Source organism: Sulfitobacter sp. M39, assembly GCF_021735935.1.
Taxonomy (GTDB): Bacteria; Pseudomonadota; Alphaproteobacteria; order Rhodobacterales; family Rhodobacteraceae; genus Sulfitobacter.
The window spans coordinates 2,759,080-2,779,362 of sequence record NZ_WMDZ01000001.1 but is presented as its reverse complement, the minus strand read 5'-3'; the positions used below and the strand labels follow the sequence as shown (position 1 = coordinate 2,779,362).

The following is a 20,283-nucleotide window of genomic DNA, read 5'->3' as shown; positions in this document are numbered from 1 at the left end:
TAATCAAGAGGTGCTGACTATGAAGACCGCTCAAGACTATCTCGACGATGCGAATGCCGTTGTCCCCAAGATGGACGCCAAGGACGTGATTGCGAAACATGCCGAAGGCAAGGGCGTCTTTATCGACGTGCGCGATACCGGCGACATCGCCAAAAGCGGGACCATCAAGGGCGCGCATCGTGTGCCGCGCGGTATGATCGAATTCCGCGCCGACCCGAACAAGGAAGAGATGTATAACCCGATTTTCGAAAAAGACGCGGAGATTTACCTGATCTGCGGCGCAGGCGGTCAGGCCGCGCTGTCGGGTAAAACGCTGCACGACATGGGTTATACCAACGTCACCAACATCGGCGGTTTCCCCGGCTGGAAAGAGGCGGGCGGCCCGACCGAAAGCTGATCGCGCCACTACGCGGATGACAGAATGGACAAGGGCAGACTACGGTCTGCCCTTTTTGGTGACATCGCCCTGTATGAACCTGTATGAACAGGGGATCACCCGTGCCAGCCCTTGCCTTTGCCCCGAAACAGGGCTATACGCGCGACTGTCTAAGGGGCGGATACACGTTTCGGGCGCGAGATATCAGGCAGGGTCGGTTTCATCCGGCCCTCTTTGTTTTGCGGATCGAATCCCATCGCGGATGACAATTTTAACCACAGACCGGCGGAGACAACCGCGCGGCCAGAAACCAAATGCTAAAGGAAAATCAAGCTACATGGCTATGAACTCAATGGAAGACTTCGAAGCACTTTTGGAAGAAAGCTTTGAAATGGACACGCCCGAAGAGGGCTCTGTTGTCAAAGGCAAGGTTATCGCGATCGAAGCGGGCCAAGCTATTATCGACGTAGGCTACAAGATGGAAGGCCGCGTTGAACTGAAAGAATTTGCCGAGCCTGGCGAAGCACCCAAAGTGGAAGTCGGCGACGAAGTCGAAGTATTCCTGCGTCAGGTAGAAAACTCCCGTGGCGAAGCTGTCATCTCGCGCGAGATGGCGCGTCGCGAAGAAGCCTGGGACCGTCTGGAAAAAGCCTATGCCGCAGAAGAGCGCGTTGAAGGCGCGATCTTTGGCCGCGTTAAAGGTGGCTTTACCGTTGATCTGGGCGGCGCAGTTGCCTTCCTTCCCGGTTCCCAAGTTGACGTGCGCCCCGTGCGCGATGCCGGCCCGCTGATGGGTCTGAAGCAGCCGTTCCAAGTTCTGAAAATGGACCGTCGTCGTGGCAACATCGTTGTTTCGCGTCGTGCAATCCTTGAAGAATCCCGTGCCGAACAGCGTGCCGAAGTTATCGGCAACCTGACCGAAGGTCAGGAAGTTGACGGTGTGGTCAAGAACATCACCGAATACGGTGCCTTCGTTGATCTGGGCGGCGTCGACGGCCTGCTGCACGTCACAGATATGGCATGGCGCCGTGTGAACCACCCATCCGAGATCCTGTCGATCGGCGAAACCATCAAGGTTCAGGTCATCAAGATCAACAAAGAGACGCACCGCATCTCCTTGGGTATGAAACAGCTGCAAGAAGATCCATGGGATCTGGTTCAAGCCAAGTACCCACTGGAATCCACGCACACTGGCCGCGTCACCAACATCACCGATTACGGTGCATTTGTTGAGCTGGAGCCAGGCGTTGAAGGTCTGGTTCACGTTTCCGAAATGTCCTGGACAAAGAAGAACGTACACCCCGGCAAGATCGTTTCCACCAGCCAAGAAGTCGAAGTCATGGTTCTGGAAATCGATGGTGCCAAGCGTCGCGTTTCCCTTGGTCTGAAACAGACCATGCGCAACCCATGGGAAGTGTTTGCTGAAACGCACCCAGAAGGCACCGAAGTTGAAGGCGAAGTCAAAAACATCACCGAATTCGGTCTGTTTGTTGGCCTGCCAGGCGACATCGACGGCATGGTTCACCTCTCTGACCTGAGCTGGGACCAGCGCGGCGAAGAAGCGATCCAGGACTACCGCAAAGGTGACACGGTTCAGGCCGTTGTTTCCGAAGTTGACGTGGAAAAAGAACGCATCAGCCTGTCGATCAAAGGTGTGGGCGGCGACAAGTTCGCAGAAGCAGTGGGCGGCGTGAAGCGCGGTTCCGTTGTGACTGTGACCGTCACCTCCATCGAAGACGGTGGCATCGAAGTCGAATACGAAGGCATGAAAGCCTTCATCCGTCGCTCCGATCTGTCGCGTGACCGTGCCGAACAGCGCCCCGAGCGTTTCTCGGTTGGTGACAAGGTTGACGTACGCATCACCAACGTTGACGCGAAAGCGCACCGTCTGGGCGTGTCGATCAAAGCACGTGAAATCGCAGAAGAGAAAGAAGCAGTCGAGCAGTATGGCTCCTCTGACTCCGGCGCATCCTTGGGTGATATCCTGGGTGCCGCTCTGAAAGGCGACGAATAAGCCTTAGCGCTTATTACACAGATCAGGGGCCTCGCAGTGCAGACTGCGGGGCCCTTTTTCGTTCCGAATCGCAATCTGTGGCGAGGGGCAGGGAAGGGCACCTGTCAGCGCTATTCCGGGTGGTTGCGTGAAATGTGACTAAAAAATGACTGGAAAACAGCGACTTCCCGCCACTTAATCGCAATAATAGAAATTTGCATGACTTCACGAACGCGTTTGGTTTGCTATAGTCCCACCTAGATAAGACATTAATTGCGCACCTCGGAGGACGTTAAATGATCCGGTCAGAACTGATCCAGAAGATTGCCGACGACAATCCCCATCTCTATCAGCGCGACGTGGAACGGATCGTAAATACCATCTTCGAAGAGATCACCGGCGCGATGGCCGACGGTGATCGGGTAGAGCTGCGCGGCTTTGGTGCCTTTTCAGTGAAAAAACGTGACGCCCGTGTGGGCCGGAACCCTCGCACTGGGGAAACGGTTCATGTAGAAGAAAAGCACGTGCCGTTCTTCAAGACCGGTAAACTGCTTAGAGATCGTTTAAACGGGAATTCCTAATGCGTTATGTTCGCTACCTCTGCATCGCAATCTTCGCCATTGCACTGATCGCGGTTGCCTTGGCCAACCGGTCTATGGTGTCGCTGAAGTTGCTACCGACCGAGGTATCGGGCTGGTTCGCGTTGAACCCTGAAATTCAGGTGCCGCTGTTTATTGTTATTCTGGGCAGCATCATCGCCGGTCTGCTGGTGGGTTTCGTCTGGGAATGGATCCGCGAATACGGCCAGCGTGCCGAAGCCGCGCGTCAGGCCCGTGAGATGCGCCGTCTGGAACGTGAAGTCGCACGTCTGAAAGGCGAGAAGTATCAGGACCAGGACGAGGTTCTGGCGCTGCTGGATCAAGCAAGCTAAGCGGGCCTATGCCCCTTAGCGCAGGAACCATCCAATGACCCAAAATTTGCACGTGAAGTTCTGCGGCTTGCGCAGCACGCAGGATATTGCGGCGGCCGCTGCGGCCGGTGCGCGCTATGTCGGTTTTGTTTTCTTTGAAAAATCCCCTCGACACGTCACGATTGATCAAGCCGCTGAACTGGCCATAGAGGTGCCAATGGGGCTGTGTAAGGTCGCGCTGACGGTCAACGCGGATGACGCCTTTCTGGACGCGCTGACGGCGGCTGTGCCTATTGATATGCTGCAGCTACACGGCAAGGAAACGCCAGAGCGTGTCGCCGAGGTCAAGGCGCGCTATGGGCTGCCGGTGATGAAGGCGGTCGGTGTGGCCGATGCAGATGACCTGCCACAGATTGATGCCTATATGGCCGTGGCGGACCAGATCCTGATCGACGCAAAGCCGCCCAAAGGGGCAGCGCTGCCCGGTGGTAATGGGTTGTCGTTTGATTGGCGTCTGATCGCAGATCGCACATGGGACAAGCCATGGATGCTGGCGGGGGGGCTGACCCCTGACAATGTGGCTCAGGCCGCCCGTATGACCGGCGCACGGCAGGTCGATGTCTCTTCCGGAGTGGAAAGCGCGCCGGGGGTAAAGGACGCAGGGCTGATCGCGGCATTCGGAAACGCCGCGAAGGTCTAGTCTTAGCAGGATGACCCCTTAGAAGGTGAGGGGGTATTCCTTGGCCAGCGCGTCGAATTTCATCAACGACGCAATCAGCGCAGGCATCTGATCCAGATAGATCATGTTCGGCCCGTCCGACGGCGCGTTATCGGGGTCTTCGTGGGTCTCGATAAAGACCGCGCCCACGCCAATCGCCACCGCTGCACGCGCCATGACGGGGGCGAACTCGCGCTGTCCGCCGCTGGAGCCACCTTGCCCGCCGGGCTGCTGGACTGAATGGGTTGCGTCCATCACGACAGGGTATCCGGTTTGCGCCATCTGCGGCAGGCTACGCATGTCAGCGACCAGCGTGTTGTAGCCAAAGGAGGTGCCCCGCTCGGTCAGCAAAATACGTTTGTTGCCGGTGGATTCGATCTTGGCGACGACGTTGGGCATATCCCACGGGGCCAGAAACTGACCCTTTTTGACGTTCACAACCTTGCCCGTATTGCCCGCGGCCAGCAGCATATCGGTCTGGCGGCACAGGAAGGCGGGGATTTGCAGGATATCGACCGCCTCGGCAGCGACGGCGCATTGCGCTTCGGTATGCACGTCGGTCAGGACGGGCACGCCGATGGATTTGCCCACCGATTGCAGCACGGCCAGACCTTCGTCGATGCCAAGCCCGCGTTTGCCACCAAGGGAGGTGCGGTTGGCTTTGTCATAGCTTGCCTTGAATACGAACTGGGCGCCGACAGCATCGCATGCCTCTTTCATCTGGCCGGCGATCATCTGGGCATGGGTTTCGCTTTCCAGCTGGCAGGGGCCTGCGATCACCGTCAGCGGGCGATCATTCCCGATGACGACATTTCCAACGGTGACTTGGGTCATTTTGTTACCTGTTCTTTCAGAATGGAGGAGGTCAGCGATAGCATGAGGTAGATGCCCGCAAAGATCAGGAATGTCAAAATCGTGTTCTCGAACTTGCGTGGGTATGAGGCGCTTTGCGACGCCACCGGACGCACCGCGACGGTCAGATAGCGGACCTGACGGCTGGCCTCTGTGCGGGCTTGTTCCATCTGGGTCTGGGACGCCTGCAAGGCGGCATCTGCCGCGGCCAGATCGGCCTGCGCCAGTTGCAAGCTGACCGCTTGTTGTGCCAGCGAGTTGGTGCCCTCGGTCGCGCTGTTCATGCGTTCGTTCAGCTTGTCCAATTGCGCGCTGAGCCGGCGCACGTCGCCTTGGGCACCGTCCACCTTGGCGCGGTTGGGGCGCGGGTTGTCGAGCAGGGCGGCAAGTTCAAGCTCTTTTTCCAGCAGCAAGGTTTCATAATTGGTGATCTGCCCGCGGATCGACGCGATGACTGCCTGCGGGTCGACGCCGTTTTCGACCTGCAATTTAATCAGCGATTCCTGCGCCGCGCGGCGTTTCGCGACCGTCTGCTCGTAGGCTTCGCGGGCGTCGCGCATGCCGTCTTCGCGCTTTTGCTGCGACAGGGCGTTCACGCGTTCTTCGGCATATTCCAGCAGGTGTTCGGAAAAGTCGGCCGCGACCTCGGGATCGGCGGCAATCACCTCCATCCGGATCATGCCTTCGGTCGGGTCGTAGCCGATTTTGACGTTGTCCTTATAGTGTTTATACGCTTCCTCGTTTGACGCGTCCGGGCTCATCCGCTGGATCGGGTCGATCGCGGGGTCCGAGAAATGCTTCATAAAGCCGACATCACGGTCCAGCCGCAGCATCGCGTCTTTGGACTGCAAGTAGCTTTGCGTCGCGATACTATCGGCGGAGTTGGCAAATTGGGTCGGCAGCAGCCCGCCAAGGGGGCCAAGCCCGCCTGTGCCTTCGTTCTGGATAATCAGGAACTGGCTGTCTGTCGCATACATCGGCGTGGCGATGTTGTAGAAATAATACCCGCCCATGATTGTGGGCAGCCCGACAAAGAACGCCAGACGCACCATAAGCAGCCCCATCTTGCGACGGCGGCGCTTGGTGATGTCACGCTGGATGTCCGAGATCTCGCGCATGCGGCGTTCCATCGGATTAACGTCGGTCGAAGGCAGGTTGCGCCCCCCGGCAGGGACCGTCTGGGGAAGCTGGATCCGGTTTTTCGAAAGCGCTGTGCCGGTGGACTTCTGTTCCTGCGGTACGACCAGTTCCAGCATGTTGGAGCGTTGGAACGGGTCGATCCCTTCGGCGCGCAGCAACCGCACCGCATCGAAGTCAGAGGTCGGAGCAAGCCCGTGTTTTTGCGCCACCCGACGCGCCATGCGCAGCTGGCGGCCGGTCAGCCCTTCGCGGCGGATCGCGTCGATGTCCTGCTCTCCGCTGACTTCGGTCGCTGATGACACCTCGCCGCTGCGGGCGTCGGAGGGCGGGGTCGAGCGCGCAGCGGAGGCTGCGGCAGCTTGGCTGGGCGCTGTAGCTTTCGCCGCTTCGCCGCGTGATGCGGCCGCAGCGCGTGGCGCGTCAGGGGCCTGCGGCTTTGGCGTGGCTGCCGCGGGGGCATCACGTTCAACCGCGTCAGCCCCCTTAGGGGCCGCAGCAGGGGTCGCACGTTTGATGCGGAATTTTCTAGCCTTGGGTTTCGTAGTCATAAAGCTGTTTGGCCTCTTCCAAGGTGTCGAAGATATGTAGCTTTCCGCCAAGCAAGACAGCAGCGGACCGCGCGAATTGTTCCAACGTCTCGGCTTGGTGCGAAACGATGATGATCGTCGTCGTGCGCAGCCGTTCTTGCAGAATTTCGCCCGCCTTGCGGTTGAACTCTACATCTGTGGTGCTCGGCATGCCTTCGTCGATCAAATAGATGTCGAAATCAAGCGCAAGCAGCAGTGAAAACGAAAACCGTGATTTCATCCCGGCCGAATATGTCCCGACAGGCTGGTCAAAATATTCACCCAACCCGCACAGCCAGCGACAAAAGCTTTCGACGTAGTCAGGGTCCAGCCCATAGAGACGGGCAATATAGCGGGCATTCTCTACCGCGGAAACCTTGTTGACGACGCCACCCATAAACCCCAGCGGGAAGCTGATATTGCAGCCGCGCCGGATTTCGCCTTCGTCCGGCTTTTCCAGCCCCGCCATCATATTGATGAGGGTCGTCTTGCCGGTGCCGTTCGGGGCGAGGATGCCAAGGGAATGACCCAAATCCACACGAAAAGACACATGGTCGAGAATGACCTTGTGTTGCGTGCCAGTCCAAAAGGACTTGGAGACGTTGTCGAATTCCAGCATGCCTGCTCCGATTGGTGCTGTTGCGGGTATGTCGCGCCCTGTTTCCCGAGCCTTGGGCGGTGTCTAGCCCTCTATTTTGACTATATTATGTCGTAGTTGAGGCCGAATTTACAAGGAGCCAAAACGCCCCACGCGCCCGAAGGTGGTGCCATCGGCGATGGTTTGCAGGGCACGCTATACGCAAGATCGACGGGTGCGGGTGTTAGTGACCGATCACCTTGGCGTCGCGGCACTGGGCTTCCTGGGTCTCAAGCTCCAGCGTGACGTGGTTCAGATCGAACTCGGACTTCAGGTAGGATTTCAACGCTTGGCGCAGGGCGCTTGGGTCGGTGGCATGCTCGGCGACGATATGGGCGTCAAAGGCAGCGCCGTGTTCCTCCATCAGCCACAGGTGCACGTGATGGACGTCTGTAACGCCAGGCTGGTCGCGCAGCGCCGCGATCACGTCTTCGGTGCGCAGCGCATCGGGCGAGGCAAGCATCAAGATCCGCGCCACCTGCGGCAGTTCGGTCGCAGATTGCCACAGAATGTATCCGGCAATCAGCAGCGTGGCCAATGGGTCCACCCAAGCCCAGCCGAACAGGATCATCAGCGTCCCCGCCACGATCACGGCAACCGACCCCAAGGCATCGGCCACATTGTGCAAAAAGGCGGCGCGGATGTTCACGCTGGATTTCGATGCGCGAAAGGTCAACGCGGCGGTGCCCAGATCCACCAGCAAAGCGATGCCGGCGACGATCACCACGATCCAGCCCGCCACGGGTTCGGGATTGGCAAAGCGCATCACGGCCTCATAGGCCAGATACAGGCCGATCACGATCAAGGTGGTATAGTTGATCAGCGCCGCGACCGCCTCGATCCGGCCGTAGCCAAAGGTCATATCTGCATTGGCCGGACGGCGGGCAATCTTGCGCGCAGCAAAGGCGATGATCAGCGCGATGGCGTCGCTGAAGTTATGCAGCGCATCGGCGATCAGCGACAGGCTGCCCGCGACGATCCCGCCGATGACCTGCGCGACCGTGAGGCCGAGGTTGATCGCCACCGCGAGGGCAATCTTGCCGTCGCCGCTGTCAGGATCGACGTGATGGTGGTGACCGTGTGACATGGGGGCTTTCCCTATCTGTGGTGTTAGCCGTGGGGATGATCGGGGCAGGGCTTCGCGGCGTCGGCGCAACACTCTGTCATCAGGAATTCAGACAGACCCTGTACCGCGTCATGGGATACCGCCGCGCAGATGGTGCTACGCCCCTGCCGCTGCTGGCGCACCAGCCCCGCGGCCACAAGCAGTTTCAGATGATGGGTCAGCGTCGACCCGGTGATGCCCGCGCGATCACCCAACATGCCGATGGTCAGCCCGTCAGGGCCTGCGCGCACCAGCAAACGGAGGACCTGCAACCGTTGCTCTGACCCGAGCGCGGCAAAGCGCGCAGCGGCCAGGGTGAGGTCATGGGGGGAGGCGGGATTCATTTTCATGTTTTTAGAAATATAGAAATGATTGGCCGCGTCAAGCTCATTTCGAAATGTCTCGAAATGATCGTCAGGCACCACCCCGTCACCGCCCCCTTTGAAACCGGAGCGCCACCGCCTAGGTCTACCCCCATGACCGACATCCGCCCCGAACTCAGCCAATGCACCCTCTGCGCCGACCGCTTTGCGGCCACGGCGACAGGGCACCGGCCCAATCCTGTTGTCTGGTTCCAACCGGGCGCGCGGCTGCTGATCGCCTCGCAAGCGCCGGGGTTGAAGGTGCATGAGGCGAACACTCCGTTCTGGGATGCCTCTGGCAAGCGGCTGCGCGACTGGCTGGGCGTGGACGAGACGACCTTTTATGACCGTAGCCGCGTGGCGATCATCCCCATGGCCTTCTGCTTTCCGGGCTATGACGCCAAGGGCAGCGATCTGCCGCCCCCGCCGATCTGTGCGAAGACATGGCGGGCAGGTGCGCTCGATACCGTGCCCGATATCCGGCTGACCGTGTTGATCGGGGCCTATGCCATGCGTTATCACCTGGCCGGGTTCACCACAGTCACCCGCGCCGTCGCCGATTGGCAAAACCACCCGAAGGGCGTCTTTGCCTTGCCTCATCCGTCGTGGCGCAATACCGGTTGGCTCAAGAAAAATCCGTGGTTCGAGGAGGACGTGCTTCCCCGGCTCCGCGCTGCTGTAAGGAATGTACTGGATGACTGAAGCGACGCCACTGGACATCGCCCATGCCGCCATGATGGCCGATGATAGCGATGACGCTGCCCGCCTGCGGTTCTATGAACGCATGGCCGATGTGGAGCTTTTCCTGCTGCTCGAAGCCGAACCGGACGCCGATCAGGTCAGCCCTGTCCTGCTCGAGGACGCCTATGTGCTGGTCTTTGACCGGATCGAACGGCTTGCGGCCTATGTCGGGCAGCCCGCGCCCTATGTGGCACTGTCGGGGCGCGCGATTGCGGGGATGCTGGAGGGCCAACCGCTTGGCATGGCGGTGAACCTTGACGTTGCCCCTTCGGCGATTGTGCTGCCCGACAGCGCCGTGGCTTGGCTGCGCGACACACTCGCTCATGAAGCCGGAGAGGTCGAGGCGCGCATTGACCGTGTTCTGCCGCCCAAGGGCCTTCCCGAAACGCTGATTGCCGCGATTGATGCCAAGCTGGCGACCGCCACAGGCATGGCGGCAGGGGCGTGGCTGGTCGGGGTTGAATACACCGGTGGCGGGCGCGGGCATCTGCTGGGCTTTGTCGGGGCCATCCCGCGCGCGCAAGACGCGCTGGTTCGTGCCGCCTCCGAGGCGCTGACATTCTCGGGTATCGATGCGGGGGCGATGGATGTGGGCTTCTTCGCGCCCTCTGATCCGACGGTTGAAAAACTGTCGAAAGTCGGGCTGCGTTTTGATCTGCCCCAGATGGACCCGCTTGAGAAAACCCCGCGGATGGAGGCCCCCGGATCTGACCCGTCAAAGCCGCCGATCCTGCATTAGCGAGGACCAAAGCCGCTTGCATCCCGCCCCGCTTGGCGCGATCAATAGGCCATGACATTGAACCCCGCCGATCCCGCATTCGAGGCCGCGCTGCGTGCCGATCTTTCGCCTGACGTCTTCCGCGCGGTCGAGCCCCGCTATCTGGAAGAACCCCGCGGGCTTTATGCGGGAAAATCGGCCGTGCTAGCCCTGCCACGCACGGTCGAAGAGGTCGCGACCCTGATCCGCCATGCCAATGCAGCACGGGTCGGCGTGATCCCCTATGGCGGTGGTACCGGACTTGTGGGCGGCCAGGTGGCAGAATCTGGCCCCGCTCCGCTGATCCTGTCGCTGGAACGCATGAACAAACTCCGCGCGGTCTACCCTGACGAAAACGTACTGGTGGCCGAAGCGGGGATGATCCTGTCCGACGTGCAAGACGCCGCCGAAGCCGCGGATCGCCTGTTTCCCCTGACCCTAGCGGCACAGGGTTCTGCCCGAATTGGGGGGAACCTCGCGACAAACGCGGGCGGCACCGGCGTGCTGCGCTATGGCAACGCCCGCGATCTTTGTCTGGGGCTAGAGGCCGTGCTGCCCGATGGCCAGATCTGGAACGGCCTGACACGGCTGCGCAAGAACAACACCGGCTATGATCTGCGTCACCTGCTGGTCGGTGCCGAGGGCACGCTTGGCGTCATCACCGCCGCTGCGCTCAAACTCTTCCCGCGGCCCGCCAAGACAGGGACCGCGCTACTGGTCGTGAACTCTCCGGCGGCGGCGCTGAAGCTGCTGTCGCTCGCGCGCAGTCGGTTGGGCGAGATGATCAGCGCGTTCGAGATCATGAACGGCGTCGGGCTGGATTTCCTCACCGAAAAGATGCCCGAACTGCGCCAGCCCTTCGACACCCCGCCAGAATGGAGCGTGCTGATCGAATTAGGCCTTAGCGGTGATCTGGATCCGATGGCCGCGCTCGAGACGCTGTTTGCCACCGCCTTCGAGGCGGAGCTGGTGACAGACGGGCTGATCGCGCAAAGCCAGCAGCAGTCCGAAGATTTCTGGGCCGTCCGAGAGATGATGCCTCACGCCAACCGCCAGATCGGGTCGATCTCCAGCCACGATATCTCGGTCCCCTTGGGCGCGCTGCCCGAATTTATTATCCGCGCGGGGGAAAAGGTCGGCGCGCTGGGCGATTTCAGGATCAATTGTTTCGGCCATGTGGGCGACGGCAACCTGCACTACAATGTTTTCCCGGTGCAGGGCCGAAGCCGCGAGGATCATCTGGAGGATCGCTTGCCCATCAAGACGGCGATCCATGATCTGGTGCACGAGCTCGGCGGCTCTGTCAGTGCGGAGCACGGGATCGGGCGGCTCAAGGTCAAAGACCTCGAACGCTATAGCGATCCGGCGAAGCTCTCTGCGTTGCGCGCGATCAAGGCGGCGCTGGACCCGAACGGGATCATGAATCCCGGCGCGATGTTCCCCGCGCCGGAATAAAGTCTCTGCAACGCTGTTTACGCGCCGTCAAAGGCGCAAAGCGCGTTGACCTCCATCCCCATCGCTTCCAGCCGCTTGCGCCCGCCAAGTTCCGGCAGGTCGATGATAAAGGCGCAGGACACGATCTCGCCGCCCAAACGCTGGATCAGCTTGATCCCCGCCTCGGCGGTGCCACCGGTGGCCAGTAGATCGTCGACAACCAAGACCTTCTCACCGGGCTGGATCGCGTCGTCGTGCAGCTCCACAATCGCCTCGCCGTATTCGAGCTTGTAATCCTGAGAGATGGTGCGTCCGGGCAGCTTGCCCTTCTTGCGAATGGGCACAAAGCCGACGGACAGCTGATGCGCAATCGCGCCGCCCAGAATAAAGCCGCGCGCCTCAAGCCCGACGACCTTGTCGATGTCGATACCGGCATAGGGGTGCAGCATCTGGTCGATGGCCATACGGAACCCGCGCGGGTCGGCGAAAAGCGTGGTCACATCGCGAAACATGATCCCTTCGTGAGGGAAATCGACAATGGTACGGATGTAATCTTGAACCTGTTTCATGCAGTGCTCCGGTCGTTGGGCTTTGGTCGGTCGCCACACCAGCGCAACAACCGCGCCACAGCGTTAAGCGACCCGCCCCCTGTCAGCAAGCATCTTCCACAGCGCGGCCCCGCGGGACATCACATCAAAACCGCAAGGCCCCGCTTCATTTTGCCAAATAAACTCACCTGCCACAGCACCCGCCACGGGCGCTGCGACGGCGTTTGCAGTGCGCCTAAAGCACGCGCCCCGCGACGGCATCCAGCTTGGCCACAAGGGCCGCGTCGCGCATTTCGGGCTGGGTCATGATCGCATATTCCAACGCACGGTCGCAGCCGTGCGGGCAGGGGGCGCGGTCGGCTCCTAGCAGTTTGGGCAGGCGCGCGACCAGCTGACGGCCCTTGTCGGCATTGCCCATCAACGTCTCGATGATCTTGGTCACGTCAACCTCGCCGTGATCTGGGTGCCAGCTGTCGTAATCCGTGATCATCGCGACCGAGGCATAGCAAAGCTCTGCCTCGCGGGCCAATTTCGCTTCGGGCATATTGGTCATGCCGATCACATCCGCGCCCCAGCTTTCGCGGTACATCTTGGATTCCGCCAATGTGCTGAACTGCGGCCCCTCCATCGCAAGGTAGGTGCCGCCGCGGTGCACATTGATGCCCGCGTCGCGCGCGGCGGTTTCGCAGGCGTCGCCCAAACGCGGACAGGTGGGGTGCGCCACGCTGACATGGGCCACGCAGCCGGTGCCGAAGAAAGATTTCTCCCGCGCGATGGTGCGGTCGATGAACTGGTCCACGATCACGAAATCTCCCGGTGCCATTTCATCGCGGAACGACCCGCAAGCCGAGACGCTGATCACATCCGTGCAGCCGAGCCGTTTCAGCGCATCGATATTGGCGCGGTAGGGGACGGTAGAGGGCGCATGCACATGTCCGCGTCCGTGGCGCGGCAGAAAGGCCATCTCTACTCCGTCCAGCGTGCCGGTCAGGATCGCATCGGATGGCGGGCCCCAGGGGCTTTCCACGGTAAGCCATTCGGCCCCCTCCAGCCCGTTTATGTCATAGATGCCGGAGCCGCCGATCACGGCAATTTTCGTCTGTGTCATGAAGTCGCCCTTGGATTGAGTTGTGCGCAGAGTATCAAGCTTGGCCCATAGGGAAAGCCTCAAATCCGGCCCGCGCCGTCGCGTGGCTTCCATTTTGTTCACGTTTCAGCTAGGAGGCCGCAAAGACCTTTCCGACTTATTGATGCGATTTGACCCGAAGGATGCCCGATGGCGCGTACCACGTTCCGTAGTTTTACCAAAAATCTTGATGTGACCGACCTGCGCTGGATGCCGGGAGAGGGGTTCTCTCCGTCGCGGCTGCGCATCGAACTGTTGTCGGGGCTGACCGTCGCCTTGGCCCTTGTGCCCGAAGCGGTTGCCTTTGCCTTTGTCGCGGGGGTGAACCCGCTGGTGGGCCTGTATGCGGCCTTCCTGGTGGGGTTGATTACCGCGTTGATCGGCGGGCGTCCGGGGATGATCTCGGGGGCGACAGGGGCTTTGGCCGTTGTTATGGTCGCACTGGTCGCGCAGCACGGGGTCGAATACCTGTTCGCCACGGTCGTGCTGATGGGGCTGATCCAGATTTTCGCGGGTGTCATGCAATGGGGCAAGTTCATGCGGCTGGTGCCGCACCCTGTTATGCTGGGGTTTGTGAACGGTCTGGCCATCGTGATCTTCCTTGCCCAGATGGGCCAGTTCAAAGTGCCGGGCACGATGGTTGATACAGGTCACGGCATGTCGGGTGGCGAATGGCTTTCGGGTGGGCCGCTTTACCTGATGCTGGCGCTGGTAGCCGCGACGATGGCGATCATCTGGGTCATGCCGCGCATCACCAAGCTGATCCCCGCACCGCTGGCAGGCATCGGTATCATCGCCATTCTGGTGATCGCGACGGGCATGGATGTGCCACGGGTCGGCGATCTGGCCTCGATCGAGGGCGGCTTTCCGATGTTCCACATGCCGTTTGGCGAAGGTGTTGGCCTTTACGGCACCGCCTTGGCACCCTTCACGCTTGAGACGCTGTATATCATCCTGCCCTATGCGGTGATCCTTGCGGCCATCGGCCTGATTGAATCGCTGCTGACCTTGAACCTTGTCAGCGACCTGACCAACACCCGCGGCGGGGCCAGCCAGGAATGTATCGCGCAGGGCGTGGCCAATACCGTGACCGGCTTCTTCGGCGGTATGGGCGGTTGTGCGATGATCGGCCAGTCGATGATCAACGTCAAATCAGGCGGGCGCACGCGGGTCGCGGGGATTGCGGCTGCGGTCTTTTTGCTGCTATTCATTCTGGTCGGCGCGCCGCTGATCGAACAGATCCCGCTGGCGGCACTGGTCGGGGTGATGTTCATGGTCGTGATTGGCACCTTCGCGTGGAACTCCTTTGGGATCCTGCGCAAAGTGCCCCTGACCGATGCCTTCGTGATCCTGCTGGTCACCGTCGTCACCGTCTACGAAGACCTTGCGGTCGCGGTGGTCGTCGGTGTGATCGTGTCGGCGCTGGCCTATGCGTGGAACAATGCGCGTCGCATCCACGCCAAGACATACACCACACCTGAAGGGGCCAAGGTCTACCAGATTCAGGGGCCGCTGTTCTTTGGATCGTCCGAAGGTTTCGCCGAGCTCTTTAACGTCAAGGCCGACCCCAGCGAGGTGATCGTCGATTTCGAGGACAGCCGCGTTGTGGATCAATCCGCCCTGCAAGCGATCGAGACGATTGCCGCGAAATACGAAGGCGCGGGCAAGCGCATCCAGCTGCGCCACCTCAGCCGTGATTGTCACCGTTTGCTGAAGAAGGCCGGGCACCTGATGATCGATAGCGACGATGATCCCGACTACGAGATCGCGGCGAACTATCAGGTTCGTACCGGCATTCTTGGCGGTCACTAATCCGCCGGACCGAGGGAAACGAAAAAGCCCCCGATGCAGTCTGCATCGGGGGCTTTTTGCTTTTCGGGATGTGGGGGGATCAATCGTCGGGGCGGATGATCTCGAACACGTCGGTCACGCGGGCATAATCGCGGTAGCCCAGGCGGGACAGCGGTTGGTAGGTCGTCACGTCGAAGCGTCCGTCGTTGATGCAATCGTCGCGCATATGGACGCCGACGACCTCGCCGAAGACGACAAAGTTATTCTCTCCCTCGATCTTGACCATCTGGGTCATGCGGCATTCCAGGCTGGCAGGGGCGGTCGCCACACGGGCGCAGTTGATCTGATCGCAGCTCGCCTTTTCGATGCCAGCGTGGCCGAATTCATCCGCACCATGAGGCAGCGTCGCAGAGGAGGCGTTCATCGCGTCGCGCATCGCGTATTCGACAATATTCACGCAGAAGACACCGGTCTCGCGGATGTTCGCCATGCTGTCCTTGGTCCCGTCCACATCGGCCTTGGTCCCGGTAGAGGCAAACATCACCTGCGGCGGCGTATAGGCGACCCCGTTGAAAAAAGAATAGGGAGCCAGATTGTCGTTCCCGTCCGCGTCACGGGTTGAGATCCATCCGATCGGGCGCGGTGTGACAATCGCGTTGAACGGGTTATGGGGCAGGGGGTGGCCATCTTGCGGGCGGTAGAACATCAAACTCTCCTCATGGTTTGCACCTATGGCTAGCGCCATGATAAAGGCAGCGCCACAGGAAAACCGTCCAGAGGGCCACGCCTTGTATCATATTACCCCCGAGACGGCTGCCGATCACTGGGAAGTCGAAGCGTTGTACGACACCTGCTTTGCGCCGGGACGCGAGGCGTTGTCGTCCTATCGCCTGCGCGACGGGGTGCCGCCGGTGGCGGGGCTGAACCATGTGGCACGTGACGCGGGCGGTATCCTTGCCGGGGCCATACGCTATTGGCCGATCTGTATCGGTGCCCATGCCGCGCTGTTGTTGGGGCCCGTTGCCGTGCACCCGACGCGGCAAGGCGAAGGCTTGGGTGCCTTGTTGATCGAGGGCAGTCTGGCGCAAGCGGCCCCGCTGGGGTGGTCGCGCGTGATGCTGGTGGGGGATGCGCCTTACTATAACCGCTTCGGCTTTACCTTGCTGACCGATGTGGTGATGCCGCCGCCAACGAACCCTGGACGGGTGTTGGGCCGCGCGCTGGTCGATGGCGCGTGGGAAGGCATCGCGGGCGATGTCACCGCTTGGCCACATTGAAAGCGGCGGCGGGATGGCCCACATTCTAGCCAAACAGGCGAAGGGCCCAACCCATGCAGATTGAAAGCAACCTACCCAGCACCATTGACGTAGAGGCACGGCTGGACCAGATCGCCAAGCGCTACAAAAGCGCGGGCGGCGTGGGTATCAATGTATTGAACGTCATCGGCGGCAGCGCCGAGGGGTTGATCGACAAGCTTCCCTCGCCTGTGCGCCGCAATCTTGAAAGCGCCACCGTCAAGGCATTGGGCCAGGCGATGAAGGCGGCGACGTCGACGCGGTCGATGGTGCCGGACCAGAAAAGCTGGCTGAACCAGGCGGTCAGCGCGGCGATGGGGGCGGCTGGTGGCGCAGGTGGCCTGCCCACGGCACTGGCAGAGCTGCCGGTGACGACGACCTTGTTGCTCCGCGTTATTCAGGGGGTGGCGGTGGAACACGGCTTTGATGCCCATGCCGAGAATGTGCAGTTCGATTGCGTGCAGGTGTTCAGCGCCGCGGGGCCCTTGTCAGAGGATGACGGGGCCGATCTGGCGTTTCTATCGGCACGGGTCGCGTTAAGCGGGCGAGCCATGCAGGCGGTGATTGCCAAAGTGGCCCCGCGTCTGGCGCTGGTCTTGGGGCAAAAGCTGGCCGCGCAGGCGGTGCCGGTGCTGGGGGCGGTGGCCGGTGCAGCGACCAACTATGCCTATACCAGCTACTACGAAGATATGGCCCATGTGCATTTCGGGCTACGCAAGCTGGCGATTGATGCGGATGTCCCCCACGAAGAACTGGTCGAGCGGCTGCGCGCCAAGGTCGGGCTGCGCAAGATCGCCTAGCGCCCGATACTGCCCGGCGCGACCGTGGTGGCCTTGAGGATCGCATAGCAGGTCATGCCCGGTGTCAGGCCAAGCTCGGCGACAGCGCGGGCCGTCACACGGCTGAGCAACCGGTCACGCCCCGCACGCAGGGCAATGGCCGCACCCGGACCGTCGCCGGGGTGAACCGCCTCGACCGTGACGGGCAGCACGTTGACCGAGCTCAGCCCCTCGGGGCGGGTTAGGGACAGGATCACGTCCTGGGCCAGCACCCGCAGACGCACGCGGGCACCGGCATCGGCGTGCACGCCGGGCAGCTCAAGCTCTCCGGCGCTGATCCGCAGGGTCGTGATCCCGTCATTTCCATGTTCAAGGACATCCGCCTCGATCACGGCACCCGCCTCGCGGACACCAAGCAGGGGCACGGCGGCGGGATCGGCCATGACATCGAACAGCGGGCCCTGCGCCTGAACCTTTCCGTTCTGGATTAGTACCAGCGTATCGGCCAGCCGCGCGATCTCGTCCACCGCGTGGCTGACATACAGGATCGGCAGCCCCAGCGGCCCGTCGCGCAGCCGTTCGAGAAAGGGCAAAATCTCTTGCTTGCGGGGCCCGTCCAGACTGGCGAGCGGTTCATCCATCAGCAACATGCGCGGGTGGCTCAGCAAGGCGCGGCCCAAGGCGACACGCTGCTTTTGGCCGCCTGATAGCGTGGCGGGGGCGCGGTCGAGCAATGTTTCTAGCCCAAGCAGCGCCACCACGTCGCGTTGTGACGGGCCACTGCTGCCGCGCGGCGCATAGCGGGCACCGAACATCAGGTTTTGCGCCACGCTGAGATGCGGGAACAGCCGCGCGTCCTGAAACACGGTGCCAAGGCGGCGCTTGTGCGGGGGTACATAGATGCCGCCCTCGGTGTCCAGCAGCACCTCGCCATCGATCACGATGCGCCCGCGATCGGGGTGGAGCAAGCCACCAACGGCATTGATCACGGTGGATTTTCCGGCCCCTGACCGGCCAAACAGCGCGGTGATGCCTGGCCCTGCGTCAAGCGCGAGGTCCAGCGCGAAGCCGTCAAAGCGGTGCGACAGGGACAGTGAAAGCGTCATGTGCCGGCGATCCTTTTGGCAACGCGGCGGGCGAGCAGTTCAGACAGAAGCACGGCGCTGACCGCGATGGCCGAGGACATGAGCACCATTGCCACCGCCTGACCCTCGCCACCGGGTATCTGCAAGGCGGCCCAGATGGCGCTTGGCAGGGTTTGCGTCTGGCCGGGGATATTGGCGACAAAGGTGATCGTGGCGCCAAATTCGCCCATGGCTTTAGCAAAGCCCATCACGGTCCCCGCCAGCACACCGGGCAAGATCAGGGGCAGGGTGACGCGGGCAAAAACCGCCGCGCGGGGGGCGCCGAGCGTGGCAGCGGCGTCTTCAAGCTTGGGGTCCACCGCCTCTATCGCGAGCCGCATGGCGCGGACCATCAAGGGGAACCCCATGATGATGGCCGCCAGCACTGCGCCGGACCAATGGAAAGCCAGTTGCAATCCGATGGCGTCCAATGCGCGGCCCAAGGGCGCGTTCCGCCCGAATGCCATCAGCAGCAGATACCCCGTGACCACGGGCGGCAAAACCAGCGGCAGATGCACGGCGGCATTCAGCAGCGCCTTGCCCCAGAAATCCCGCCGCGCCAGCAGCCACGCCACCCAAAGCGCCAGCGGGATCGCCAGCAGCGTCGCCCAAACTGCAACCCAAAGCGACAGACGCAGCGCGTCCCAGGCGGCGGCGTCTGCGGTCATTCGGGCAGCGGCTTGAAACCGTGGCGGGCAAAGACCGCGCGGGCGTCGTCGGACTGCAGATGCGCCATGAAGGCCGCGCCGCTGTCAGAAAGCGCGGCGGCGGGGTAGGTGATCGGGCTGTGTGTCCCCTGCGGGATATCATAGAGGATGCGGACCTGCGGTTCGGCCAACGCATCGGTGCGGTAGACAATGCCCAAGGGCGTCTCTGCCCGTGCGACCAAAGCCAGTGCGCTGCGCACGTTATCCGTCTCTGCCAGACGCGGGGCGATTGCTTCCCATTGTCCGGTAACCTCAAGCCATTCGCGCGCATAGATACCGGCGGGCACGGCGTCCCGTTGACCCATCGCTAACCGCGCATCGCCAAGGGCACCCGCCAGATCGGCGGGGTCCGGGGCGATATCGCTGTCTGCGGGGGCGATCACCACAAGAGAATTGCCCAACAAATCAACCACTGCGTCAGCCTGGACCGCGCCGCGATCCCGCAGCCATGTCATCCAGACCGGTGCGGCCAGCAAGACCACATCGGCAGGGGCACCCGCATCGATCTGCCGTGCCATCGTGCCGGACCCGCCAAACGACAGCGCCACATCGCCGTCATAGCCGCGCGCGACCTCGTCCAGGGCACCGCGCAGGCTGGCGGCCGCAAAGACCGTCACCGAAGGCTGCTCTGCCTGCGCGAGGGTAGGCAGCAGCGCTGCAAAAATGAGCGGCAAAAAACGTTTCATTCCCGCAGTATCCGCCATGCCGTAGGGGCGTGCAAGGGCGACTGGTCTTGTCATCACAGCACGGGTAGGCTTTTGTTGTCGCACCACCCCGGAGACAGAATGCCCCGCATGAAACAGCTGCCCATATCACTGCAAGGTGCCCGCAAGGGAGAGGTGCGAACACAGTTCGCTGCGCTGTGTTACCGCGTGCGCCAAGGCAAGGTGCAGGTGCTGCTGATCACGTCTCGGGGGGCGAAACGCTGGATTGTGCCGAAAGGCTGGCCGATGGATGCCAAAACCCCCGGTGCCGCCGCCGCACGCGAGGCATGGGAAGAAGCGGGCGTGCGTGGGCGGGTCACGGGCGGCTGCCTTGGCGTCTATTCCTACACAAAGGAAATGGACGACGGAGAGATGTTGCCGGTGGTGGCCATGCTCTATCCCGTAGAGGTCAAGATCACCGCCGATAAATACCCCGAAGCCGGCCAGCGGCGGCGCAAGTGGATGTCGCGCAAGAAGGCCGCCAAAATGGTGTCAGAGCCCGAGCTGGCGCGCATGATCCGGGACTTCGATCCGCGCGGGCGGAGTTGAGCCGCTTGACTGGACCGGCTTGCGCCCCCATTTTTAACATATCTTAACGACGAGAGGATGCCTGCGGGC

Annotated in this window: 23 protein-coding genes; 12 read left to right on the top strand and 11 right to left on the bottom strand. The window is 61.6% G+C overall.

Translation table 11 applies throughout. The annotated features are described in order from the left end of the window. Nucleotides 1–19: 19 nt before the first annotated feature. The 5 genes from GLP43_RS13390 to GLP43_RS13370 all read left to right on the top strand — a co-directional run bounded on the left by GLP43_RS13390 (nt 20) and on the right by GLP43_RS13370 (nt 3,979). Nucleotides 20–397: a rhodanese-like domain-containing protein gene (locus GLP43_RS13390; protein ID WP_237279696.1), complete on the top strand. Its 378-nt coding sequence runs from the start codon at nt 20–22 to the stop codon at nt 395–397. Between the two features lie 316 nt (nt 398–713). Beyond that, nucleotides 714–2,390: a 30S ribosomal protein S1 gene (gene rpsA / locus GLP43_RS13385; RefSeq protein WP_235183804.1), complete on the top strand. Its 1,677-nt coding sequence runs from the start codon at nt 714–716 to the stop codon at nt 2,388–2,390. A gap of 275 nt (nt 2,391–2,665) precedes the next feature. After that, on the top strand, nt 2,666–2,950 hold the full coding sequence (gene ihfB / locus GLP43_RS13380; RefSeq protein WP_237279695.1) for an integration host factor subunit beta: 285 nt from the start codon (nt 2,666–2,668) through the stop codon (nt 2,948–2,950). Beyond that, nucleotides 2,950–3,300, top strand: coding sequence for a LapA family protein (locus tag GLP43_RS13375; RefSeq protein WP_009825117.1), 351 nt, complete (start codon nt 2,950–2,952; stop codon nt 3,298–3,300). Before ihfB ends, GLP43_RS13375 begins: the two co-directional genes overlap by 1 nt. 34 nt (nt 3,301–3,334) lie before the next feature. Next, nucleotides 3,335–3,979: a phosphoribosylanthranilate isomerase gene (locus tag GLP43_RS13370; RefSeq protein WP_037966242.1), complete on the top strand. Its 645-nt coding sequence runs from the start codon at nt 3,335–3,337 to the stop codon at nt 3,977–3,979. An 18-nt stretch (nt 3,980–3,997) separates the two neighbouring features. Here the strand turns inward: GLP43_RS13370 and kdsA are convergent, their stop codons facing one another. The 5 genes from kdsA to GLP43_RS13345 form a co-directional block, all read right to left on the bottom strand. Continuing rightward, nucleotides 3,998–4,831 carry a 3-deoxy-8-phosphooctulonate synthase gene (gene kdsA, locus GLP43_RS13365; protein ID WP_237279694.1) on the bottom strand — a complete coding sequence of 278 codons (834 nt, stop codon included), beginning with the start codon at nt 4,829–4,831 and terminating at the stop codon, nt 3,998–4,000. After that, complete coding sequence (locus GLP43_RS13360) at nt 4,828–6,537, bottom strand: capsule biosynthesis protein (RefSeq protein WP_237279693.1); 1,710 nt, start codon at nt 6,535–6,537, stop codon at nt 4,828–4,830. Before GLP43_RS13360 ends, kdsA begins: the two co-directional genes overlap by 4 nt. After that, complete coding sequence (locus GLP43_RS13355; protein ID WP_005849402.1) at nt 6,515–7,174, bottom strand: ABC transporter ATP-binding protein; 660 nt, start codon at nt 7,172–7,174, stop codon at nt 6,515–6,517. The genes GLP43_RS13360 and GLP43_RS13355 overlap by 23 nt, the downstream gene beginning before the upstream one ends. Before the next feature lie 202 nt (nt 7,175–7,376). After that, on the bottom strand, nt 7,377–8,279 hold the full coding sequence (locus GLP43_RS13350) for a cation diffusion facilitator family transporter (protein ID WP_237279692.1): 903 nt from the start codon (nt 8,277–8,279) through the stop codon (nt 7,377–7,379). Nucleotides 8,280–8,302: 23 nt separating this feature from the next. Then, nucleotides 8,303–8,647: an ArsR/SmtB family transcription factor gene (locus GLP43_RS13345; protein WP_237279691.1), complete on the bottom strand. Its 345-nt coding sequence runs from the start codon at nt 8,645–8,647 to the stop codon at nt 8,303–8,305. Nucleotides 8,648–8,773: 126 nt separating this feature from the next. On the opposite strand from GLP43_RS13345, the gene GLP43_RS13340 reads away from it, so the two are divergent. Genes GLP43_RS13340 through GLP43_RS13330 form a run of 3 tightly spaced genes read left to right on the top strand, consistent with a single transcriptional unit; the run spans nt 8,774 to nt 11,612 of the window. Further along, entirely contained in the window at nt 8,774–9,361 is a 588-nt protein-coding gene (locus tag GLP43_RS13340; protein ID WP_237279690.1) for a uracil-DNA glycosylase family protein, read from the top strand. After that, entirely contained in the window at nt 9,354–10,139 is a 786-nt protein-coding gene (locus GLP43_RS13335) for an SseB family protein (RefSeq protein ID WP_237279689.1), read from the top strand. The genes GLP43_RS13340 and GLP43_RS13335 overlap by 8 nt, the downstream gene beginning before the upstream one ends. 51 nt (nt 10,140–10,190) lie before the next feature. After that, complete coding sequence (locus tag GLP43_RS13330) at nt 10,191–11,612, top strand: FAD-binding oxidoreductase (protein WP_237279688.1); 1,422 nt, start codon at nt 10,191–10,193, stop codon at nt 11,610–11,612. A gap of 17 nt (nt 11,613–11,629) precedes the next feature. On the opposite strand, the gene GLP43_RS13325 is transcribed toward GLP43_RS13330, so the two are convergent. Further along, nucleotides 11,630–12,160 carry an adenine phosphoribosyltransferase gene (locus GLP43_RS13325; RefSeq protein ID WP_074634648.1) on the bottom strand — a complete coding sequence of 177 codons (531 nt, stop codon included), beginning with the start codon at nt 12,158–12,160 and terminating at the stop codon, nt 11,630–11,632. Nucleotides 12,161–12,374: 214 nt separating this feature from the next. Further along, complete coding sequence (locus GLP43_RS13320) at nt 12,375–13,247, bottom strand: S-methyl-5'-thioadenosine phosphorylase (protein WP_009825108.1); 873 nt, start codon at nt 13,245–13,247, stop codon at nt 12,375–12,377. A gap of 168 nt (nt 13,248–13,415) precedes the next feature. Here GLP43_RS13320 and GLP43_RS13315 point away from each other — a divergent pair, with 168 nt between their 5' ends. Next, complete coding sequence (locus GLP43_RS13315) at nt 13,416–15,077, top strand: SulP family inorganic anion transporter (RefSeq protein ID WP_237279687.1); 1,662 nt, start codon at nt 13,416–13,418, stop codon at nt 15,075–15,077. A 79-nt stretch (nt 15,078–15,156) separates the two neighbouring features. On the opposite strand, the gene GLP43_RS13310 is transcribed toward GLP43_RS13315, so the two are convergent. Further along, nucleotides 15,157–15,762, bottom strand: coding sequence for a flavin reductase family protein (locus GLP43_RS13310; protein WP_237279686.1), 606 nt, complete (start codon nt 15,760–15,762; stop codon nt 15,157–15,159). Nucleotides 15,763–15,799: 37 nt separating this feature from the next. Here GLP43_RS13310 and GLP43_RS13305 point away from each other — a divergent pair, with 37 nt between their 5' ends. Together GLP43_RS13305 and GLP43_RS13300 are read left to right on the top strand one after the other, a co-directional pair. Then, a complete protein-coding gene (locus tag GLP43_RS13305) occupies nt 15,800–16,333 on the top strand; it encodes a GNAT family N-acetyltransferase (protein WP_237279685.1) in 534 nt (177 codons plus the stop codon). Nucleotides 16,334–16,386: 53 nt separating this feature from the next. Next, entirely contained in the window at nt 16,387–17,151 is a 765-nt protein-coding gene (locus tag GLP43_RS13300; protein WP_005849379.1) for an EcsC family protein, read from the top strand. Here the strand turns inward: GLP43_RS13300 and modC are convergent. Genes modC through modA form a run of 3 tightly spaced genes read right to left on the bottom strand, consistent with a single transcriptional unit; the run spans nt 17,148 to nt 19,647 of the window. Further along, the gene (gene modC, locus GLP43_RS13295; RefSeq protein ID WP_237279684.1) at nt 17,148–18,236 is read right to left on the bottom strand and encodes a molybdenum ABC transporter ATP-binding protein; all 1,089 of its coding nucleotides are present in this window, start codon (nt 18,234–18,236) and stop codon (nt 17,148–17,150) included. The two genes, GLP43_RS13300 and modC, sit on opposite strands and share 4 nt — an antisense overlap. Continuing rightward, nucleotides 18,233–18,922 carry a molybdate ABC transporter permease subunit gene (gene modB, locus GLP43_RS13290; RefSeq protein WP_074634645.1) on the bottom strand — a complete coding sequence of 230 codons (690 nt, stop codon included), beginning with the start codon at nt 18,920–18,922 and terminating at the stop codon, nt 18,233–18,235. The genes modC and modB overlap by 4 nt, the downstream gene beginning before the upstream one ends. Continuing rightward, nucleotides 18,919–19,647, bottom strand: a complete 729-nt coding sequence (gene modA, locus GLP43_RS13285) for a molybdate ABC transporter substrate-binding protein (RefSeq protein WP_237279683.1) — start codon at nt 19,645–19,647, stop codon at nt 18,919–18,921. Before modA ends, modB begins: the two co-directional genes overlap by 4 nt. Before the next feature lie 108 nt (nt 19,648–19,755). Here modA and GLP43_RS13280 point away from each other — a divergent pair, with 108 nt between their 5' ends. Then, nucleotides 19,756–20,214, top strand: coding sequence for an NUDIX hydrolase (locus tag GLP43_RS13280; RefSeq protein WP_005849371.1), 459 nt, complete (start codon nt 19,756–19,758; stop codon nt 20,212–20,214). Nucleotides 20,215–20,283 lie beyond the last annotated feature (69 nt).

Excerpts from the sequence above, each read along its gene's own strand:
- GLP43_RS13305 (WP_237279685.1), top strand. The coding sequence starts at position 15,800 with ATGATAAAGGCAGCGCCACAGGAAAACCGTCCAGAGGGCCACGCCTTG.
- GLP43_RS13350 (WP_237279692.1), bottom strand. The coding sequence starts at position 8,279 with ATGTCACACGGTCACCACCATCACGTCGATCCTGACAGCGGCGACGGC.
- GLP43_RS13390 (WP_237279696.1), top strand. The coding sequence starts at position 20 with ATGAAGACCGCTCAAGACTATCTCGACGATGCGAATGCCGTTGTCCCC.
- GLP43_RS13335 (WP_237279689.1), top strand. The coding sequence starts at position 9,354 with ATGACTGAAGCGACGCCACTGGACATCGCCCATGCCGCCATGATGGCC.
- ihfB (WP_237279695.1), top strand. The coding sequence starts at position 2,666 with ATGATCCGGTCAGAACTGATCCAGAAGATTGCCGACGACAATCCCCAT.
- rpsA (WP_235183804.1), top strand. The coding sequence starts at position 714 with ATGGCTATGAACTCAATGGAAGACTTCGAAGCACTTTTGGAAGAAAGC.
- GLP43_RS13370 (WP_037966242.1), top strand. The coding sequence starts at position 3,335 with ATGACCCAAAATTTGCACGTGAAGTTCTGCGGCTTGCGCAGCACGCAG.
- modA (WP_237279683.1), bottom strand. The coding sequence starts at position 19,647 with ATGAAACGTTTTTTGCCGCTCATTTTTGCAGCGCTGCTGCCTACCCTC.
- kdsA (WP_237279694.1), bottom strand. The coding sequence starts at position 4,831 with ATGACCCAAGTCACCGTTGGAAATGTCGTCATCGGGAATGATCGCCCG.
- GLP43_RS13355 (WP_005849402.1), bottom strand. The coding sequence starts at position 7,174 with ATGCTGGAATTCGACAACGTCTCCAAGTCCTTTTGGACTGGCACGCAA.
- GLP43_RS13315 (WP_237279687.1), top strand. The coding sequence starts at position 13,416 with ATGGCGCGTACCACGTTCCGTAGTTTTACCAAAAATCTTGATGTGACC.
- GLP43_RS13375 (WP_009825117.1), top strand. The coding sequence starts at position 2,950 with ATGCGTTATGTTCGCTACCTCTGCATCGCAATCTTCGCCATTGCACTG.
- GLP43_RS13310 (WP_237279686.1), bottom strand. The coding sequence starts at position 15,762 with ATGTTCTACCGCCCGCAAGATGGCCACCCCCTGCCCCATAACCCGTTC.
- modC (WP_237279684.1), bottom strand. The coding sequence starts at position 18,236 with ATGACGCTTTCACTGTCCCTGTCGCACCGCTTTGACGGCTTCGCGCTG.
- GLP43_RS13280 (WP_005849371.1), top strand. The coding sequence starts at position 19,756 with ATGAAACAGCTGCCCATATCACTGCAAGGTGCCCGCAAGGGAGAGGTG.
- GLP43_RS13330 (WP_237279688.1), top strand. The coding sequence starts at position 10,191 with ATGACATTGAACCCCGCCGATCCCGCATTCGAGGCCGCGCTGCGTGCC.
- GLP43_RS13320 (WP_009825108.1), bottom strand. The coding sequence starts at position 13,247 with ATGACACAGACGAAAATTGCCGTGATCGGCGGCTCCGGCATCTATGAC.
- GLP43_RS13360 (WP_237279693.1), bottom strand. The coding sequence starts at position 6,537 with ATGACTACGAAACCCAAGGCTAGAAAATTCCGCATCAAACGTGCGACC.
- GLP43_RS13300 (WP_005849379.1), top strand. The coding sequence starts at position 16,387 with ATGCAGATTGAAAGCAACCTACCCAGCACCATTGACGTAGAGGCACGG.
- modB (WP_074634645.1), bottom strand. The coding sequence starts at position 18,922 with ATGACCGCAGACGCCGCCGCCTGGGACGCGCTGCGTCTGTCGCTTTGG.
- GLP43_RS13340 (WP_237279690.1), top strand. The coding sequence starts at position 8,774 with ATGACCGACATCCGCCCCGAACTCAGCCAATGCACCCTCTGCGCCGAC.
- GLP43_RS13345 (WP_237279691.1), bottom strand. The coding sequence starts at position 8,647 with ATGAAAATGAATCCCGCCTCCCCCCATGACCTCACCCTGGCCGCTGCG.
- GLP43_RS13325 (WP_074634648.1), bottom strand. The coding sequence starts at position 12,160 with ATGAAACAGGTTCAAGATTACATCCGTACCATTGTCGATTTCCCTCAC.